At 41.0% G+C, this 20,172-nt stretch carries 12 protein-coding genes and 1 pseudogene; 6 read left to right on the plus strand and 7 right to left on the minus strand.

The window, feature by feature from the left end:
* Window positions 1-6 precede the first annotated feature (6 nt).
* The 7 genes and pseudogenes from ACT3QR_RS04890 to pilG form a co-directional block, all read right to left on the minus strand.
* Window positions 7-1,002, minus strand: a complete 996-nt coding sequence (locus tag ACT3QR_RS04890) for a chemotaxis protein CheB (protein ID WP_444520265.1) — start codon at window positions 1,000-1,002, stop codon at window positions 7-9.
* Complete coding sequence (locus ACT3QR_RS04895; protein WP_444520266.1) at window positions 995-7,873, minus strand: Hpt domain-containing protein; 6,879 nt, start codon at window positions 7,871-7,873, stop codon at window positions 995-997. Before ACT3QR_RS04895 ends, ACT3QR_RS04890 begins: the two co-directional genes overlap by 8 nt.
* 30 nt (window positions 7,874-7,903) lie before the next feature.
* Window positions 7,904-8,761, minus strand: a complete 858-nt coding sequence (locus ACT3QR_RS04900; protein WP_444520267.1) for a CheR family methyltransferase — start codon at window positions 8,759-8,761, stop codon at window positions 7,904-7,906.
* 183 nt (window positions 8,762-8,944) lie between these two features.
* Window positions 8,945-10,231, minus strand: a pseudogene (locus tag ACT3QR_RS04905) (methyl-accepting chemotaxis protein); the annotation flags it as partial.
* 279 nt (window positions 10,232-10,510) lie between these two features.
* Window positions 10,511-11,041 carry a chemotaxis protein CheW gene (locus ACT3QR_RS04910; RefSeq protein WP_444520268.1) on the minus strand — a complete coding sequence of 177 codons (531 nt, stop codon included), beginning with the start codon at window positions 11,039-11,041 and terminating at the stop codon, window positions 10,511-10,513.
* Between the two features lie 3 nt (window positions 11,042-11,044).
* On the minus strand, window positions 11,045-11,407 hold the full coding sequence (locus ACT3QR_RS04915; protein ID WP_444520269.1) for a response regulator: 363 nt from the start codon (window positions 11,405-11,407) through the stop codon (window positions 11,045-11,047).
* 179 nt (window positions 11,408-11,586) lie between these two features.
* A complete protein-coding gene (gene pilG, locus ACT3QR_RS04920) occupies window positions 11,587-11,964 on the minus strand; it encodes a twitching motility response regulator PilG (protein ID WP_444520270.1) in 378 nt (125 codons plus the stop codon).
* 696 nt (window positions 11,965-12,660) lie between these two features.
* Here pilG and ACT3QR_RS04925 point away from each other — a divergent pair.
* The 6 genes from ACT3QR_RS04925 (at window position 12,661) to ACT3QR_RS04950 (ending at window position 19,954) form a co-directional block, all read left to right on the plus strand.
* A complete protein-coding gene (locus ACT3QR_RS04925) occupies window positions 12,661-13,893 on the plus strand; it encodes an efflux RND transporter periplasmic adaptor subunit (protein WP_444520271.1) in 1,233 nt (410 codons plus the stop codon).
* 243 nt (window positions 13,894-14,136) lie between these two features.
* On the plus strand, window positions 14,137-14,859 hold the full coding sequence (locus ACT3QR_RS04930) for a response regulator transcription factor (RefSeq protein WP_444520272.1): 723 nt from the start codon (window positions 14,137-14,139) through the stop codon (window positions 14,857-14,859).
* An 85-nt stretch (window positions 14,860-14,944) separates the two neighbouring features.
* Entirely contained in the window at window positions 14,945-17,074 is a 2,130-nt protein-coding gene (locus tag ACT3QR_RS04935; protein WP_444520273.1) for an ATP-binding protein, read from the plus strand.
* Between the two features lie 256 nt (window positions 17,075-17,330).
* Entirely contained in the window at window positions 17,331-18,101 is a 771-nt protein-coding gene (locus tag ACT3QR_RS04940; RefSeq protein ID WP_444520274.1) for a methionine ABC transporter ATP-binding protein, read from the plus strand.
* 19 nt (window positions 18,102-18,120) lie between these two features.
* Entirely contained in the window at window positions 18,121-18,807 is a 687-nt protein-coding gene (locus ACT3QR_RS04945) for a methionine ABC transporter permease (protein WP_444520275.1), read from the plus strand.
* Between the two features lie 169 nt (window positions 18,808-18,976).
* The gene (locus ACT3QR_RS04950; RefSeq protein WP_444520276.1) at window positions 18,977-19,954 is read left to right on the plus strand and encodes a MetQ/NlpA family ABC transporter substrate-binding protein; all 978 of its coding nucleotides are present in this window, start codon (window positions 18,977-18,979) and stop codon (window positions 19,952-19,954) included.
* Window positions 19,955-20,172 lie beyond the last annotated feature (218 nt).

Below are 20,172 nucleotides of genomic sequence, written 5' to 3' on the forward strand. Positions count from 1 at the left end.
AACGAGTTAATGTAAATGGCTAGCTGCCCTTTCACTAATGTAATCGATTAGTTTTCTTGCTAATTCAGTAGGGCTGCCAACAAAGCTACAGTACCCTGAATCAATAATAGCCTGAGGTTGACTTGGACATGCACTCAAGCTTGGATCTTGCGCCCACAATTGACTATTATTGTCTTGGACTAAATCTAAATACTGAGAGCCGTCGTTACCCATACCTGAGAATATAATATTGATAAGCTCGCTACCATGAACATCACTGGTATTTTTGAGTAATTGTCCAATTGCAGGTTTGTATTCACCACGCCACTCTTGATCCAATAGTATCACGCGACCTGTCGAATCACAGACAACCTGCTTATCAATAGGGACTATCAAACACTGCCCTGCTCGCAATCGCTGTGAAGAGGCAATCACTTTACAGCACCAGTCATTATGGCGGTTAAGTATACGGGGTAACGTACCAATCATAGCCTGATTGAAGTGATGTGCCAATAAAATACATACTGGTAATGTGGCTGGTACATTATCTAAAAACTCTTTTACCGCACTAGGACCACCCATAGAGGCGCCCAAGAATACGACATAACACCAATCATTATCATTGCTCTTATAAACTGGAGCATCTGCCAATATTGGCAAGTCAAGCAATTGGGCAAACTTACGCTTCAATTTACGTTGCCATTTTGCGTATTCATGGGATTCATTTAGATATGGAGCCGGACTGAAGCCTACCAATACTGCTGCTGGTCTGGATGCTACAGTCGCGACTGCCACATTGTCATCATAATCACTGTCTATTAGCCAAATATCAATAGCTTCATGAGACAATGCATGTGTCTCCTGCCACTGTGCTCGTGAAACGCAGCCGACCAGCGTAAAACCAAAACCACGTACCGTATCTGAAAAAGCCATGCGCTGGCGGTGATCTTCTGCCACCACCATCACCTTAATATCGTTTTTATTTTTTTTTCGCAGCGCTAAAACACGTGCATTATCATTCATTAGTCAGGCTAACCCCTTCACCTAGTAATTTTTGCATTTTATTAAGCAACTCTTTTTCTTGGAATGGTTTGCCCATATAATCATTTACGCCAATCTCTAGGGCACGCTCACGATGCTTTTCACCAGTACGTGACGTTATCATAATAATTGGAATTTGTTTCAGACGACTACTATGTCTGACTTGAGTCGCCACTTCGAAGCCATCCATACGAGGCATCTCGATATCAAGTAATATCATATCTGGAGTGACGTCTTGCAGTATCTCGATCGCATCAATACCGTCTTTAGCGACTGCCACATTGAACCCTTGACGCTCTAAGAAACGTGAGGTTACTTTACGCACCGTCACGGAGTCATCGACGACTAGAATATTAGGTTTGGACTCTATGCGCCCTTTTTTGGTGTCAACAGCTTTCGTAATGTTTTTGACCAACTGCGCATTACGCATGAGAGCAATCAAATCTAAAATGAGCATCACTGAGCCATCGCCCATAATAGTAGCAGCTGAAACCCCTGGAATATTTGATAATTGCTGACCTAAAGGTTTGACGACGACTTCTATGCGCGAGCCTGCAATCTGATCCACTTGCAAAGCAATATTCTGTCCAGTTCGGTTTTTAATAATGATAAGCGGTAAGCTAGTATTGGTATTTACAACCAACTCATTTAATTTATTACCTGATAGAATCTCATTTAGATAGCGTACTCGATACTCAGTATCTTCAATATTTAGCGTGGCATCATTTGATTGATAATAGTCATAAAGTTTCTCTGGATTAACCCGAACCACACGCTCAATCTGTACCAATGGAATTGCATAGTAGCGATCTGCAGCACGAACTACCAATGCATCAGACACAGCTACCGTTAATGGTAGACGCATTGTGAAACTTGAGCCTTTGCCAGATTCTGAAACAACAGATGCCGCCCCACCTAGCTGACGAATTTCACTAATAACAACGTCCATACCAACGCCGCGTCCAGAAATCTGAGTCACTTGTTGACTAGTACTTAATCCAGCATTAAAGACATATTGCATAATATCAAGGTCTGACAAACTATCATCGTCTTCATCAATCAGACCTTGAGAGACGGCCTTACTACGTACTGCCTCAACGTCAATACCACGGCCGTCATCTGTTAGCTTGATGATGATTTCACTACCTTCACGATTTACCTCAAGAGTAATACGTCCACTACGCTCTTTGCCTGACTTCAGACGGGTTGACGTGGTTTCAATACCATGATCAACAGCATTACGTAACATATGCTCAAGTGGTGAAGTAATTCGCTCTAGAATGGTTCTATCCATCTCGTCGTCAGCATTGATGATAGTCAAGTCAACAGACTTATTAAGCTCATTGGCTGTTTGACGTACGATACGTTCAAGACGTGGTGTCAATCGCGTAAATGGCACCATACGTGAGTTCATCAGCCCATCTTGCAGTTCAGTCTGGGTACGAGACAACTGTAGTAGCAAACTCTCACTGTCGCGTGTCTTTTCTAACAATGTATGGTTAATATCAACCAAATCTGAGGCCGATTCTGTCAATGACTTGGATAACTGATTCAAGGAAGAATATTGATCCATTTCTAGAGGGTCAAAGTCTTCGTTATGAATGAGCTCATCATCTATTTGAGACAAAATCTGTGCTTCTAGTTCAGTTTCCATACGACGTAACTGATCTGCCAAACGCTGTACCGTTGTACCCATCTCTTCAATACTGTTTGTCAAACTACTGATACCCATATCAATACGAGCACGGTTAATCGCTGACTCACCAGATAGATTAATCATATGCTCGATCAAACCACCTGAGATACGAATCATTTCATTACTACTAGTGCTCTGTTCTTCTTCGTGAGTATCTCTAAGCATAGATGGCATTTCACTGATATCTTTTGCAAGATACTGTGAGTCTTGGTTTGCTTTGGCAATTAAGACTGCTTCACGCTGCGTTTGTAAGGACTCTTTAGGTATGGTTTTTAGACTATCAGGATTTTTGCTAAACTGCTCTAATGCCTCAATCAATAACGTCGGTGTCGGCGGATTAACCTGTTGTTGAAGAATAAATACCGCGTCAGCTAGCCAGTCATGACTTGCAACCAGCAACTCTAATGCTTTTTTGGTAGCTGGACGTCGATTACTGACAAAATCAGTGTAGACTGACTCTATCTCATGCGCCAAGTCAGCAATACCGGAGGCAGTAACCATTCGCGCCCCACCTTTTATGGTGTGCAAATCACGCTGGAGTGCTTGTAATGCTGTGGTATTACCTGTGTCTTTCAAGAACAATTGCAGATACTTATTACGATTGGTAAGCTCTTCTGCTTCTTCTAAAAATACCGCTAATATGTCAGGGTCAGGCAATCCATTAGCCCACGATTGTTTAATCATGCTATCTAGACTTAGGGTACTCAATAACTCATTGCTCTTGTCAGCAATATCGTTCGCAAGGCTACTCTCTGTAGGTTCGAAATGACTTTTCGGTACTGGTATGACTAAATTAATCGCCTCTGGCAACGTTTTCGTTTTTTCAAACTTTTGCAACTGCTCAATAAGCTCTGGAGTAAAGAAAGATTGTTTATGATTCACAATATGCATTATTTGCTGTGACATCGTGTCTTGCACCATTTGCATGATTTCAAGCCACTGCGCTGTTGGTACTCTTCGATTCTCGACAAATGCTTCATAGACACTTTCTGCTTCATGGGTCAAATCACCAATGCTACGAATACCCGCCATCCGTGCACCACCTTTAATTGTGTGCAGGTGACGCTGTAAAACCTTCAATGCATTTATATTTGTGATATCGACACGCCATTTATTGAAGCTTTCATCTAGTGCAGTATCAAGCTCTTGCGCCTCTTCTAAAAATATTTCTAATAACTCAGCATCAGTGTCAATGGTCTCAAACTGTAGGTCAGGTGCTGGAACCGCTCTAACAACGAAACCAACGTCTTCGTTATCGTCACTTTCTTGATAGATACTCTGTAGCTCGTCGATGACTTGTTTATCTACTTTTAAAGACGTACTTCCAGCTAAAGCATCAAACAAACCTATCAGTTGAGCATGACCTGCATGCAGTATTGCTTGAATATCTTTGTCTTGGGCTTTATCAAGATTATTGCTCAAATAACCGTACGCATTGCCAAGTTCATCAAGAATTTTGGCAAACTTTGGAAATGCTTGCGCCCTCTCCATGAGGGAAGTTATTTGTGACACTTGCTGATCTATATAATCTTGGACATGCTCTACATCAGTATGATTCAATGCATCATCTAATTCCCACTCAGCATCAAGCAACGTATCAATATTACTGTCTAATAACTCTTCTATCGTCGGTTGCTTATTCGTCATAGTGGTAGTGTCATCAACCACGTGTTGCTCACCAAGCATGGCTTGCAATGACGCTATATCACTTTGACTCTGCGAACCATTATTCTCTACCAAGTCATTATGCCGTTCTATATTTTGCTTGTAGTTATTTAGATAGCCATTTATTAATGTGGCTGACTGAGCTAATGCTTCCAAGTGTTGAGCATTCATCCCTCTGTCTTGTTGTTGCAAGAGCTCTAAGCTATGCTCGATGGTTGCGCTGACCTCACTGATAGCAGCCAAAGCACTAGAGCCAGAAGCGCCGCGCAAAGTATGGAATGCGCGTACGATTTCATCTGTGATTTCTATATGATTTTGGTTTCTATTATCTTTGACAAACTGCTCGATACAATCAAGCAGCTCTTCTGCTTCATCAATAAATATCTTACAAAATGCTTTCTCTTCCTCAGTTTGAGGGCTAAGGACAATCGTTGCTTCTGCCATTCTTTCATTGACTGAATGAAAAGTCTGCAAGGTCGAGTCTATTGCTTCACTATCATCATAAGCAGCGCCAGTCTCAACCATATCAGGCCACGATGTCGCCTCTTCATTTATCTCATTTGTAGGACTATCTACTGATTGTGCAAACAAATCAACATAGCTAAATTCATTACCCTTCTGTTTACTATACGCATTAGCACACGCAATCCACATTGGGACAATAGCTGGATAGTCTTGAGTATTAAATTCAAATGCTGTTAGCATTTTAGGATAAGCCGCTAGTACATCTGTAATCAGTTGACGCATATCAGCTGAAATAACGATACTACTATCTAAAACGCGGTTAAGCATGTTTTCTATAGACCATGCCAGTTCAGCTGTATAGTTAGCGCCTACCATACGGCCTGAACCTTTTAAAGTATGAAATCCACGGCGAATCTCTTTTAGGCCTTCTAAGTCGGTCGGTGCTTTCTGCCAGCTTTCATATAAAGGCACGATTTCTGCCAGTACTTCATTGGCTTCTTCTATAAATATCTCTCTGATGTCAGGGTCTGCGTCATTAGCATCAACTGGTAGTTGATTAGTATCTTTAATAAAAGGTGCAAGACTATCTGGAATATCCAATGTAGATAGATATTCATTGATATTCACTTCCTTGTTATTTGAGTCAGTAACCAACTCGGTACTATCGTTATTAGAATCGTTATCAGCATCATCAATTTCTAGTAGCGATTTTTCTAATTCTGCATCATCTGAAATAACTTCTTTGGGAGCAAGTTCAGCTAGCGTCAGTCCAGTGTTGACCGGCTGCTGACTCATAAGATTGCTACTTTGTAAGATAACAATCGCAGGATCAAAGCTTGGTAGGCGCTGCGCTGAAAAATCTGCTACCAATGCTGGTAGAATTTTTGTTGTCTCAACCACTAGATTTACAACACCATCTGTTACTGACAATGTTTTATCTAATAAACGATTGAGTAGGTTTTCGATTGACCATGCTATCTCGCTGATACTAAAGGCGCCAACCATACGGCCTGAGCCCTTTAGGGTGTGAAAACCTCTACGCACTTCAGTCAACGGTGTTAGATCCTGCGAGTCTTGTGCCCAAATAGGAAGAAAAGCCTCAAGATCAGTAATAATTTCTGTCACTTCTTCGATAAAGACATCGTGTACATCTTCATCCGTCTCAAAGTTGTCAAAATTATCAGGCTTTACGTGTTCACGAGCCTGCTTTAGTGCATCACTTTCAGTATTATTGGACAGACTCACACTATCTTGTTCAACTACACTTTCATCGCCTATATTGATAACAGGGCTAATTTCGCCACTATCATCGTAACGTACAACATTTGTCGCAGCTAATTTCTGGGTGACTGCAGTCTCGTTAGTCATTTCTGGTGATGTGATATAAGTATTAAGAAGTTGCGTTGCTCTGGCCGTATGTTCGTTTGCTAAAGTGAGCAACTGCTGATCAAAAACCTGCTGTGCAAGATAATCAAGTAACAGCTCAACAGAGGTTAAGCTCTCAGCCAACGCTTGCACCAAACTCCAGCTTGGAGTGGTGATATTACGAGTAGTTAACTGCGCAAACAGGCTACCTATATCATCCACTGTATGACGAATTTCTGGCAACTCCATATCATCAAAGGCTTGACCAACACTGGTAAAATCAGTAGTCGCTGGCAACAATCCAATATCTTGGTGTTGTATATACTCGTTGAAACTTTGCTTTATCCATTCTACTGCTATTCGCAGCTCACGTAGACCGTCATCGGTAGGAATAGTTTCATGCTTACCTGTCAACTCTGTCTCGTGACTACCAGTCACTTCAGGCATAGTAGCGAAAGAAGTCGCATCACCAATTTTAAGTGAAATGGTCTGCTCAGTACTATAAATAGCGTTATATAGCACTTGCAGCTTGCGCTCAATTTGCCATTGTGCCTGTGTAAAGCTTGTTTCTGATATAAGAGACTGCTTTAGATCTGTAAGGATTGATTCCACTTGAGACACATAATAAGTCCAGCCTCGGTTTCTAAGTTGTTCTTTGATATGTTGTAAAGGTGCTACCAAAGTATCAGGCTCATCTAGCTTAAAGATAAGCGCCTCAAGCTGAGTTAATAATTGCGATAAAAAACGTGGCGCTATCGTGGTGCTCTGCAATACCTCATCTAAAATAGACTGGGTACGTTTGCTACTGTGTGCTAGATAACTTAATTCGACATAGATTGCTATGGTCAATTTTACAACGATATTTGAAGGCACTCTATTTGACTGGGCACAAGACTCTATAACTTGATCAAGCTGACCTAATAGTGTTGCATAACGCTCAGGAAGCGGCGTCTCGTTATGGGCCAAGTCGCTGAGCAGTAATTTGGTCAAGTACCATAGTTTTTGTAAGTCACTATCTTGTGTTGTTTGCCATAAATACTGGCTAGCTTTCTCCAAGGTACTGAGTACTGATGGCTGGTTTTTATTGGTGCTCAGTAATGCTTGCACTTGCTGGCGCCATACGAGTAACAACTGCTGGCACTGTTCGCTCGTTAGGTTAGTAGTTGCTGGATTTGACGGAACAGCCGCTCTAATACTATTGATGATATTTTCGTAATTAGCATGATCATCTACGTACTCATGCTGAATATCACTAACGTTGATAAGAGTTTCAGTTTCTATTCCTCGTTGAGACAGGGCTTGGGCCAGCTCATCAACTACCCTACTTATTAGCTCTATATGATAGATGTCTGTACGCGCATACTGATTAATCTCACGTTTTAACAATCGATGAGCTAATTGACCTATACGGCGCTCTTTAGTAGAAAACTCATCGTAACTTTCTACTTCTGCAAGTTGACTCAATTTGCTAGCAATACTTGCTAGCAACGGCAAGTTGAGCATGGTGAGCGCACCACTAATCTGATGATAGCTTGATGTTAGCTGCTCATAATCGATGCTAGATTCACCTAATTGCCAACCGTCAGTTACCTGTGATAACTGCTGATTGAATAATGGTAGCAACCACTCAAACGTCACTATGTCATTGGGCTGGTTTTTCATAGGTTTATCCTAACTCTTCTATGCACTAATTTAGGCACTAATTTTTTGCCACACATTAACCTGTGGGTGCGCAATACGGCGCATATTTGAAGGACGCCAGAACAACGCCTCACCTGGAGCCAATATAATATATCCCTCTAACGCACACTGCTCTGATAACCGTGCCAAAATATCACGCTGATCAAATTTTCTAAAATATAGCAGCATGTTTTGGCAAATAATAACGTGCTGAAGGTGCGTAGTGGGTGGTTTTTTTTCCAAAATGTTATGTACAGAAAAATTGACATGTGGCTGCAATATAGGAGCTATTTGCCAATTATCTTGTATCTTATTAGCCATTTTTGACGCGGCAGCGTTTAATCTGCTTAACGCACTTTTAGCTGGCAGCGACTGAATAAATGGTTGACACGATTGCGGGATCAAGGACTGCTGCCTGTTATCGTACTGCCCTAGCCGCGCGCTTTTAATAGCCTCTTCGCTGACATCTGTCCCTAATATTGTATAGTCTCGACAGTGCTGTGCTGCTAAGCTCATAGCCAATGACCAAGCTTCTTGTCCACTTGCGCAACCAACACTCCAAATACGAAACAAACTATCAACTTTGTCCGTTTTATGATGTTGCAATGCATAATCTGCGATAAAGTCGATAGAGGGCTTGTGTCGAAAAAAACGACTCTCATGAATGAGCACTTTATCTAATACTTGCTGACGCAACTCATCATTTTCTGATAATCGATACCATAATTGCTGAATGCTCAATCCATTTGATAATGCTGTACAGTCGACTGCATTAGCCAACCACTGCAGTTGTATATCTGGCAGCACAAATCCAGTCTCTTGCTCTATGTACCTTTGCCATCGATGTACATCTAAACTATCAACTTTCATCAAAATATTACCTAACATCAGCCTAGCTATATTAAGTAGATAATTTAACTCACTAATATTATCTGAGCTAAATATACCACCTACTATAAATACAGCTTCTTCGATCACTCTCACGACAGCAACTTTGTTACATATGAAAAATCATACATGCTGCCAGTCTGGTTCGAAAATAATAGCTACTTATTAAACACTTTCTCTTAAAGCACTGTCAGCATCCAACGCTTCATAATCTAATAGTTCATCATCGTTAGTTACTTTAAAACCAGTTACCGATTCTTGAAGGGCTGCTGCCATTTCACTTAGCTCACCAATAGAACGGGCCGTTGCCATCGTTCCAGAAGAAGTTTGTGAGGTAATATCCTGAATGATATTCATGGTATGAGAGATGTGACCCGCGGACTCAGCCTGCTGTAATGCAGCGTTTGAGATGTTTTGAATCAAATCGGCTAAGGTGTTAGAAACGCTCTGTACTTCTTCTAGTGCTTCACCTGCATCTTTTGCCAAGCGTGCCCCGCGTACAACTTCAGAAGTTGTTGATTCCATTGACATAACCGCTTCGTTAGTATCGGTCTGAATAGTCTTTACCAATGTTTCAATCTGCTTAGTAGCATTCGCTGAGCGCTCAGCCAGACGCTGAACCTCATCAGCAACAACCGCGAAACCTCGACCCGCTTCCCCTGCCATCGATGCCTGAATAGCGGCATTCAATGCCAAAACGTTAGTTTGGTCAGCAATATCGTTAATCAGTCCAACGATATCACCAATCTCTTGAGAAGACTCACCAAGGCGTTTGATACGTTTTGATGTTTCTTGAATCTGATCACGAATAACGTTCATACCTTCAATAGAGCGTTGTACGACTTCTGCTCCATTGTGAGAGATAGCAACTGAACGCTGGGCAACCGTTGCAGATTCTGCAGCATTGTTCGAGACTTGGTCAATTGAAACTGTCATTTCATTAATAGCCGCTGATACACCAGCAATTTCTTGTGCTTGGTGTTCGGAAGCTTCGGCTAATTCAACAGCATTCATCTGCGTTTGATCTGAAGACTGCGATACTCGGTCAGCAGTACTGTTAATAACAAGTACCAACTGTCTTAATTGGTCAATTGCAAAGTTGACTGAGTCAGCAATCGCCCCTGTAAAATCTTCTGATACAGTCGCATTGACAGTCAAGTCACCCTCTGCCAAATCACCCAACTCATCAAGTAAACGTAAGATAGCGATCTGGTTACGTTCATTTTCTTCTTGAATTTGACGAGCTCGCTCGGATTCAGCCTCTGCTTCTTGACGGCGACGCAAGGTTTCTTTTTCAATAAGCAATCGCTCTGATCCACCACGTTGTTTCAGTAGCTGATACAAGGCAAACAGGATTCCTAATGCTCCGATTGCAAATACAGCTGCCGGTAAAACAACCGATTGGTTAAAACTATCAAAATATTGACTTACCAATGATAGCGAGTTAACTAGCCAAATCAGACAAGCCAAACTTAATAGAACAAAAAACCCCAATAAAAGCTTCCAAGTATTATCAGCATTTTTGCCATCTACAGGTTTTTTTATAACATCACTCATCTTGCGTCTTCCTTTCAAACAGTCATCAAAGTCTAATTGTGGCTGACTTTGACAATCTTATTGTTATCTAAACAATGATTAGCAAAGCCTGTATAATTGCTGACATCAAGCTTTATTATGCCAGCCGCTATTATTCTGTCATTACTCGACAGGCAGGTGTCATATAATTAATAGCTATATCGCAGCATCTGAATACTGAGGGTCCTGTGCGAGCAAGCTTGGCATAAACACATACCAGTCTTGCTCGCTTTTAAAAAACTTACCATGGTTGTAAGGCGCAAATGGCGACTCTGGGTCAATGGCCTCTGGACGATATTGTTCTTGCGTGAACTGTTCGATGCCAAGCACTTGATCGACTAATAATCCTGAAAAATTCTTATCATAATCAATGACAATCACTTTTCGTTGGCTCATTTGTGTTACACGACTTGGTACTTGCAAAAAATGTGACAAATCTGTTAAAGGCAACAATCGCCCTCGAACATTAGCAATACCTAGCATCCATGGCTTTACTAGAGGTAGGCTAGTGTACTCTGGCATAGACAACACCTCTGATACCTGACCCATAGGGGCAACCAATCGCTGCCCACCGACTTCAAATACCACACCTTGCCAATCAAACTCTTGACCACCGCGGCGACCACTTTTGCGCGCACGTGCCAAATCTGCTAAACGCAGAAGCTCGATAAATCCTCTAGAAGCCACAAATTACTCCATCACTTTACGAATCATATTGACCAACCCACTTTCATCAACTGGTTTGTTCATATATTCTTTGGCACCTTGGCGCTTGCCCCACACTCTATCTGTCTCTTGGTTTTTGGTACTAATCATGATGATAGGAATGTGCGCAGTGGTTTTACCGCGTGTAATCTTACGTGTGGCCTGAAAACCATTCATTTCAGGCATTACCACATCCATTAAAATTACATCTGGTAGATGTTCAGCTGCCATTTGGCAGCCTTGCTCACCATTGGACGCTTCCAACACTTGAAAGTTGTTTTTGGCAAGCATATCGCGAAATTTCGCCATTTCTGATGGCGAGTCGTCAATGACTAAAACAGTAGTCATAGCAAATTCCTTTATGTTCTAAAATATCTATGAAAATATATTGATCTATGGTTCAGATAAAATGAATAAAAATGTTACGGATAAATCTATTGGTAACAATTTTTCAATCGTGATCATTCTGTATTGAATATTCTGGTGCGATAATATCAACCACTAACTTTAAGTCTATATTTATTCGATTAACGGTACTGATTGATAGCATCAAAAAGCTCATCTTTGCTAAATGGTTTAGTCAGATATTCATCAGAGCCCACAATACGACCGCGTGCCTTGTCAAATAGGCCATCTTTAGATGACAACATGATCACAGGCGTGTTCGCATAATCAGGGTTGTTTTTTATCAACGCACAGGTCTGATAACCATCTAAACGTGGCATCATAATGTCGACAAAAATAATATCTGGATTGTTATCTACAATCTTGGCTAATGCATCAAAGCCATCTATAGCGGTCACTACTTCACAGCCCACTTTTTGTAATAAAGTCTCTGCCGTACGGCGGATGGTTTTTGAGTCATCAATTACCATTACTTTTAAACCATTAAAATCATTTTCCATTCTCATTATCCTATAAAACGACTATTTGTTCGTAACGCTATCTAGCAATACAAAATTTTCTTGGCTATTTTAGCTTTTATATCATTCATTGTCAGATAGATATAATTGCCTACGCTTGCATTGTTTACGTTGAAATTTGTGTTGATAGCGACTCTTTGCAGATTGATACTTATCAACCAATTTCGGTATCAATATAGCGTACTATACGCATTTTGTAGTTATTAGTCTCATGGAATCTAACGTTATTTGAATACTCTTAATTGGCTGACTTACCCTTCAAATATATAATGAAATAATACATATATGATATTTATTCAAATCTTGCTAAGACTACTGCAAATATATTAGTTTTTATATAAAGGGGAGCTTAGTTTGAAGAAAGAAGCTCTTCTTATGCTTGCCTATTGTATATATTCAATGAAAACCTTACTGGATAATTTTCATTTGTAATAAAAGTGTATCAATATATTTTATAGTGTTTGTTTTAGCATAGCTATTATTTCTTTTCCAGTGAATAACAAAACTATATCCAAACTCATCGGTATTACAAACAGCTGTACTTATTATCTAAAAGCATAATTTTAAATTTTTTATGTCTTAATAGGCAGTTCTCTCGAAGTTAGCAAATGTCTTACTGTCATTTCACCGCGTTGCAATTCACTATATAATGATATGACGACTACAATGGTGACTGCTATGATAGCTTCTCGATATTTAAGAAAAAGCCTCTACTTATTCAGCATGCTATTTGTTGCTGCCTGTCAGCCGTCACCTGTAAATGAATCAGTAGTTACGGATGCTAAAGAAGAGAGTGCTGATACGCCACTTGTTATCACAAGTGACAGCGTCACAATGACGCCTGAACACATACTAAGTATTAAAACTTCAAGATATCAACCAAGCCTTGGATTACAAGGTAATATCGAACCTATCCAGCAGACCACATTTGTTGCGGTACATCCAATTACGATAGAAGAGACATTGGTTAGTGAAGGTCAGTGGGTAGAAAAAGGGAGCCCATTAGTTACTTTTAGGCGTGTGGGTACTGCCAGTAAAGTTGAAGAATTGAAAAAATCTACGCAAGAGATTCTAGAATCAGAGGGTGCTAATCAAATCAACTCAGAAAATCCCGATGCTAAACCCCCTGCTCTAGCCGCACAAGCTGCGCCAAACACAGATATTGCGGTTGTTAGAAAGACTGATGATGTTAATGACAAAGCGTCAGAATCAAACTCTGCGATAGATACGGATAGCAAGAACCCTACTAATCAGAATATAGATATTAATACCGTTAAGCAGGATGCACAGTATAATTTGATTACCATTCATGCTAGCTTCTCAGGTCGAGTAGAGAGTTTATCCGCTATTGCAGGACAAAAATTAGCGGCTCGCGACTCCCTACTACAAATCAGTGATGAGACCAAACTACATTTTATGGCCACTCTTCCTATACAGGCAAAACCGCAGCTTTCAGTAGGTCAAACCGTTAACTTTACTGTAGAAGGTCTCTCGGATAAATTTACAGGACAAGTCAGCAAGCTGGTGTCGACCAGTCAGCCTAAAAAGCTCTTGGTCTATGTTAATGTAATCGATAACGAAGCTAGTCGCGATACATTAAAGCCAAATATGAAAGTCACAGGGCGCGTCAATTATGGTCAAATAGATGTAGGTACTATCGTACCTGAGCGCGCGCTACATGATGTTGATCTGACAGAACTACAAACACCTCCTTATATGCCACTTCAACCATTGACTGCAAATGTTTGGATAATTGGGCAAGATCAACGTTTGACACGCCAACCTATCGAGGTAGTCGAGTACAATCCTACCACGCAGCAGTATTTGATAGCAGGTGTGAGCAATGATAGCTTGATTTGTTTGGCTGACTTACCTATTGATTCTAAAGGTAAAAAGGTAATTGTGTCATAATCGCTTATGTTGACAGTTACATTGCGTAGAAACATTAACAAAGCTTCTCTTGTTTTGTAACAGCAAAATTAGGCAATATGGACCTATTATATATAGCACTAACCGAGTATTAAGATACTATCTATATCTAATTATGCGCTATTCTGTATATTTGAAAATGTAGAGGCTCAACAGTTTAATTATTTGTCATTACTGAAAACGTTATACTTTTTATAGACCATAACAACAATTAAAGGAAATTCCATGAGTAAGCAAATTTTATTGATTGAAGATGATCCAGATTTAGCTGAGCTGATCAGCGACTATTTGACTATGAATTATTACGATGTACATCACGCTGGCCTTGGCCAAGAAGGACTCGATCTCTTAGATACAAAAGACCGTGATATCGACTTGGTTGTGTTGGATCTTATGCTACCTGATATGGACGGTATGCAAGTGTGTCAAAAGATTCGTGGTAACAAAAACAACATGACCAACAAAGTACCTATCATCATGCTGACCGCAAAAGGTGATACAACTGATCGTGTGTTGGGTCTAGAAATGGGTGCTGATGACTATATTGCCAAGCCTTTTGAGCCACGTGAGCTTCTAGCACGTATTCGTGCTGTTATCCGCCGTCACGAGCAACCAAATCAGGCCGATAGTCAATCAGATAGCTTAACTTTCGGTCGTTTAAGTGTATTCCCTGATAGCCATGAAGTCACTATTGATGATCAGCCGGTACGTCTAACCACGCACCAATTTCAGTTACTACATTACTTTGCCACTCATTCTGGCAAGGTTTTGAACCGTGAGCAACTGTGGCAAGCAATGCCAAACGATGACAGTTCAGACAATATTGACCGTGCGATTGATGTACATATTTCACGTCTACGTGCTTTGATTGAGGATAATCCACGCCAACCAAAACGCATTATTACCGTACGCGGCGTCGGCTATCAGTTTGCTACTGATCAGGTCTAATCGTAAAGGATACCTAGTTAGCTGGCTCATAGTGTAAACTCTATACTATGGGTCGATACAAGCGCTTAATAATAGAGATCGTTTAATGCAGCAATTGGGTTTTCGTTCCGTATTTGCTAAGCTATTTGCCAGCGTTATGCTGGCACTTACTTTATTCGCTGTGGCAATGGTGCTGTTGACCCAACTTGTCCATGATAAAGACGCAGGTATTCGATCAGAGATATTAGCGACGCAGATCTTAGGGCAAATCGATCCATTTTTACATGAATTAAATATCTCTATCAGCAAGGATAATCGTTTACAGTCACGCTTTATGCTAGCTGTCGTTAAAAAAAGCTTCGATATTTTTGATGAATCATTACAAGCAAAAATGGGGTTGTATGACAGTGAGGGTCGACTGCTCATGCAAACTGACAACAGCGATCTGCCCTTAGAACTGCCTCCTACCCCGTCTTTGTTTTCGCGTGTTTTCCCGTCGCTTGCCGATACATCACCTACCAAACAAGCTCAAGTATATAGCAGTACAGGTTATACATTGCTGTACGAGTCACGTTTGACGCCCAAAAAGCCTGTTTTATCTGCGGCACTGAACTTGTTCACTGGTACTTTGCTACTCTTGTTCATTATGGCAGGTGTGCTGTGGCTGATTGCACGGACGATGACATGGCGTATTGACCAGTTAAGTCAGCAAATGACTCAATTGGGTGACGGGGATTTTACTGTCCGAGTGAATGCGCGGGGTAATGATGAAATCGCCGCACTAGCACGTGGATTCAATCAGGCAGCACAAAAAATTGAGCACTTAATTGATGCCAATAATTTGCTACTAGCACATGCCTCTCATGAGCTACGTACACCTATTACGCGCATTCGTCTGCAGATTGAGATGATGGATATGCTAGCTGGTTCGCTGCCAACTGATACTAAAGCAAAATTTGACAAACGTGCACAAGCTATTAACCGAGACTTATCAGGCCTTAACGACTTAGTAGAAAGCATATTGTTGGTTAGTAGGTTGGATGCAGGTCATGCCTTACAGCAAGTTGAAACCTTAGATCTATATGATTTAGTAAACCAAGAACGTCAGCATTACCCTGAAGCCACGTTGATTGGTGAACACATTGTGATAGATGGTCAGTCATCAATGCTGACTCATTTAATTCGTAATTTACTCAATAATGCGATGCTACATGGCGTGCCACCTGTGACTGTACTACTATATGGTGTTCAGAGCTTAGAAGAAGCTGGAACTGTGCCTGACTATTTACTACAAACAGTGCTATGCAGTAGTTTTGTTGATTACAACTGTTTAGACTTCGACGATTATGAAGAAAACACTGATGCCAAGGTAGTTGAGCACCAAGCTGCTAGAAACGACGTGACGAGTTCGACTGATAAAAGCAAAACAGCAACGACCGACTCTACAGTAAAGCTACCGACACCGACTATCTATAGAAACGGGGAAGACATGGCTGCCAACAATGAAAATGACGAGAGCAACGATGATGCCAGTATTGATAGCGGTCTTGCAGATGGAAGCACAATAGACAGTGCTAGCAAGCCCCAATCTACTACTATTGAGTCATCACTACTTGCTGATTATTATCGCTTTACCAGTGAGGTAACCGACAAAATCAAGAAGGTTATTTGGAAGGCTGTTCCAGACTCTATGGAACCTGCCAACGACACTGATAATACTAACCACGCTAGCTTAGCTGAAGTAGCGTCAAAAAATTCTACAAACAACATAGATAGCGATCGTGCTGACACTATTAAGAATGGTGATGTTGAAAATTCCGATCAACCTATTACTGATAAAGCTATAAAAAATAATAGTTCAAGCAATACAAAAGTTGACGGTAAATCTAACAGCTCAAACGATGAGAACTCAGGCGCAGTAGTGCGTAAAGAAGGCTTGTTTGCTAAGCATATGAAAAAAGCCAAAACTGAACCTGAATGTCCTTTGCCAAAATATGTTGTACTAGCCGTAATCGATGAAGGAACTGGTATCCCTGAAGGCAAACGAGAAGAAGTCTTTAGCCCCTTTGTACGTTTACAGCAGAAAAATAAAGGCTCCGGATTAGGGTTATCTTTAGTCTCACAAATCGTTACCGCACATCAAGGACGCATTATTACAGATACGCTAAATGGCCATACTAGATTCTTAGTGACCATCCCAGTTCATCACGACCCTCATTACAACTATCATGAGTAACTCACTCCCATCCTTATACAGATAGCTATTGCGCTATCGCTCTCATATTTACCGTTTTAACTGCTTATGATTAATAGCTATTAATCATAAGCAGTACACGTATGTGCATATCCAAAGTATCTGATAATATGCTATATTACCGCCCCTTATTATACGGTTATTGACTGTTGTCACTTTGACGAGCTTCTTAAATATTGAAAGAGGCCTGATGACGTAATTCTAACCATTAAAAAATTTATTAAATTTTGAGCCCTCCATGAATGACATGATTGTCTTAAACGATGTGACCAAAAGTTTTTTAAGCGACCGATCAATCAAAGACAAAGACGGCAAACCACATTGGTTTACCGCTGTTGAGCCGACATCTCTAACTATCAAACAAGGCGAAATCTTTGGTTTAATGGGTTATTCAGGCGCAGGTAAATCTACCTTATTGCGCCTAATTAATATGCTTGAGCGTCCAGATTCGGGGCAAGTCGTGATAGATGGTACTGACTTAACCACGTTGTCTGCCAGTAACCTACGTATTGCCCGCCATAATATCGGTATGATTTTTCAGCAATTTAATTTGATGTCTAATCAAACTGTTTTTGATAACGTGGCATTTAACTTGAAAATCTCTGGTTATCCAAGTCGCGACATTCATAAACGTGTCATGGATTGTCTTGCGATTGTTGATTTGACCGATCGTGCTGGTCATTATCCTGCACAGTTATCAGGTGGGCAAAAACAGCGTGTGGGTATTGCTCGCGCGATTGCTCCTAGTCCAAAAGTATTGTTGGCCGATGAGCCAACCAGTGCACTTGATCCTGCAACGACCCGCAGCTTGCTAACTTGTCTGCGTGATATCAATGAACAACTTGGCGTAACTATCGTCATCGTGACCCATGAGATGAGTGTTATTCGTAGACTTTGTGATCGCGCAGCGTTATTACATCAAGGACAACTGTTAGAAGTTGCAGATGTGCGAGATGGTCTAATTCAAGCAACCACCCCGATTGGTAAAGGCCTAGTCGTCGAGGACTAATGAGGCAGGAGAAATAGATATGTTAACTGGTACTGAATTATCCGCCTCTATAGATAAGCTACTTGTGTTACGCAAAGAGATCGTGAGCGCGTTTATTGATACGTTTGTAATGCTCGGTATTTCAACCACGGTAGCAATTGTCATCGGTGGGCTATTTGGCGTATTTTTGTTTTTGTCTAGCGATCGGCAGTTTTTGCAAAACAAAACACTGTACGCTGTGCTTGGCGGTATTACCAACTTTATGCGTGCTTTTCCTTTTGTGATTTTGATGATTGCGATGAGCCCATTTACCAAAGCCATCGTTGGTACAGGTATTGGACCGATCGCGGCATCACTCGTACTTGCTATCGCTGGTTCATTTTATTTTGCACGTTTGGTCGAGCAAAATCTGCGTGAAGTACCGCGCGGTATTATCGAAGCAACGGAGTCGATGGGTGCACGACCTTTTACCATTATTAAAGTATTACTCAATGAAGCTCGCTCAGGTTTGGTATTGTCAGTCACTATTCTTTGTATCAGCTTGCTCTCTTATTCAGCAGCGGCTGGTATGATTGGTGGCGGCGGTTTGGGCGATTTAGCTATTCGTTATGGCTACTACCGCTATCAAACCGAGGTAATGATTTTTATCGTGATTGTCCTATCGCTCATGGTCATCTCGATTCAAGCCTCTGGTAACTGGCTCGCCAATCGTTTAGACAAACGTTAAACCGCTTTAGAGAATACTTGACTTTACGAGCGACTAGGTTTATTTTTGGCAATACCTAACCCTTATCTCAGCCCTTACACAAAAGCAGCATTACTATTTATAATGTTGCTTTTTTAATGTTCAGACGATAAACGTTTTACTCAATCCCATTCATTATTAAGGACATATTATGAAATTAACAGATATCAGCCGTCAGTTAGCCAGCGCATTTGCTGCCGTTGGTGTATCAGGTCTAGTCTTAGTTGGTTGCAGCAATTCATCAGCGCCAGAAGCATCTCAAGAGCCAGTAACTGAAGGTGCAACTGCAGAAACTGCTGCTAGCGATATCGATCCTGATCATACCAAAATCGTTATCGGTACGACTGAAGGTGATTTTGCTGATATGGTTCGTAACCAAGTAAAAGGTACGCTTGAAGATCAAGGTTATGAAGTTGAGTTGATTGCTTTTACTGACTATGTCCGCCCCAACCTTGCATTGGCTGAAGGTGATTTGGATATCAATATTTTCCAGCATAAGCCTTATCTTGATACCTTCAAAAAAGAAAACAACCTTGATTTGGTTGAAGTATTCCAAGTACCAACTGCACCACTTGGCATCTACTCAGGTAAGAAGACTAGCCTTGACGCTGCATTCAAAGGTATGAGTGTTTCTGCACCAAACGACCCAAGTAACTTTGCTCGTGCTTTGGTGATGATGGATGATCTTGGCTGGATTAAGCTAAAAGACGACATCGATCCATTGAACGCATCAAAAGCGGATATCGCTGACAACAGCAAATACGATATCGAAATCGTTGAACTAGAGGCAGCTCAATTGCCACGCGCGCGTGATGAAGTTGACTTCGCAGTAATCAACGGTAACTATGCTACCGACTCTGGTATCGAGTTGACCGAAGCGTTGTTCCAAGAGCCAAGCTTTGCTTACGTAAACTGGTCAGCAATCAAATCTGCTGATACTGGTAAGAAATGGGTTGAAGATGTAACTAACGCTTATAACTCAGAATCTTTCAAAAAATACGCTCATGAAACGTTCCCTGGCTACAAATACCCAAAAATCTGGGGTACTGATCATAGCGCACACATGGAGACTGCTGCTGAAACTGAAAGTGTTGACGCTTCAGAAACTACAGAAGCAGCTGCTCAGTAAGACTTTAGGTCAGAAATACCTAGTTTTAAGGTGTGATGATTAATATAAATGCCCATTACTTGACAGTGATGGGCGTTTTTTTGGCTTTGATTTTAGGAGTATAGCCTTCTAGATAGTCAATAGAGCGCTTACTAACTATTGAATAACCAATAAAAATCACGTTACAGCCTGTTTGCCCTTTGTAGGAAACCGTCACTCACTCTTCCACTTATCTTTTG

Origin of the sequence: Psychrobacter sp. AOP7-B1-25, assembly GCF_052376195.1 — a bacterium.
Lineage (GTDB): Bacteria > Pseudomonadota > Gammaproteobacteria > Pseudomonadales > Moraxellaceae > Psychrobacter.

Bases quoted from the DNA above. Each gene is read 5' to 3' on its own strand.
- ACT3QR_RS04950 (WP_444520276.1), top strand. From the start codon at position 18,977: ATGAAATTAACAGATATCAGCCGTCAGTTAGCCAGCGCATTTGCTGCC.
- ACT3QR_RS04915 (WP_444520269.1), bottom strand. From the start codon at position 11,407: ATGACTACTGTTTTAGTCATTGACGACTCGCCATCAGAAATGGCGAAA.
- ACT3QR_RS04925 (WP_444520271.1), top strand. From the start codon at position 12,661: ATGATAGCTTCTCGATATTTAAGAAAAAGCCTCTACTTATTCAGCATG.
- ACT3QR_RS04930 (WP_444520272.1), top strand. From the start codon at position 14,137: ATGAGTAAGCAAATTTTATTGATTGAAGATGATCCAGATTTAGCTGAG.
- pilG (WP_444520270.1), bottom strand. From the start codon at position 11,964: ATGGAAAATGATTTTAATGGTTTAAAAGTAATGGTAATTGATGACTCA.
- ACT3QR_RS04900 (WP_444520267.1), bottom strand. From the start codon at position 8,761: ATGAAAGTTGATAGTTTAGATGTACATCGATGGCAAAGGTACATAGAG.
- ACT3QR_RS04940 (WP_444520274.1), top strand. From the start codon at position 17,331: ATGAATGACATGATTGTCTTAAACGATGTGACCAAAAGTTTTTTAAGC.
- ACT3QR_RS04935 (WP_444520273.1), top strand. From the start codon at position 14,945: ATGCAGCAATTGGGTTTTCGTTCCGTATTTGCTAAGCTATTTGCCAGC.
- ACT3QR_RS04945 (WP_444520275.1), top strand. From the start codon at position 18,121: ATGTTAACTGGTACTGAATTATCCGCCTCTATAGATAAGCTACTTGTG.
- ACT3QR_RS04890 (WP_444520265.1), bottom strand. From the start codon at position 1,002: ATGAATGATAATGCACGTGTTTTAGCGCTGCGAAAAAAAAATAAAAAC.
- ACT3QR_RS04895 (WP_444520266.1), bottom strand. From the start codon at position 7,873: ATGAAAAACCAGCCCAATGACATAGTGACGTTTGAGTGGTTGCTACCA.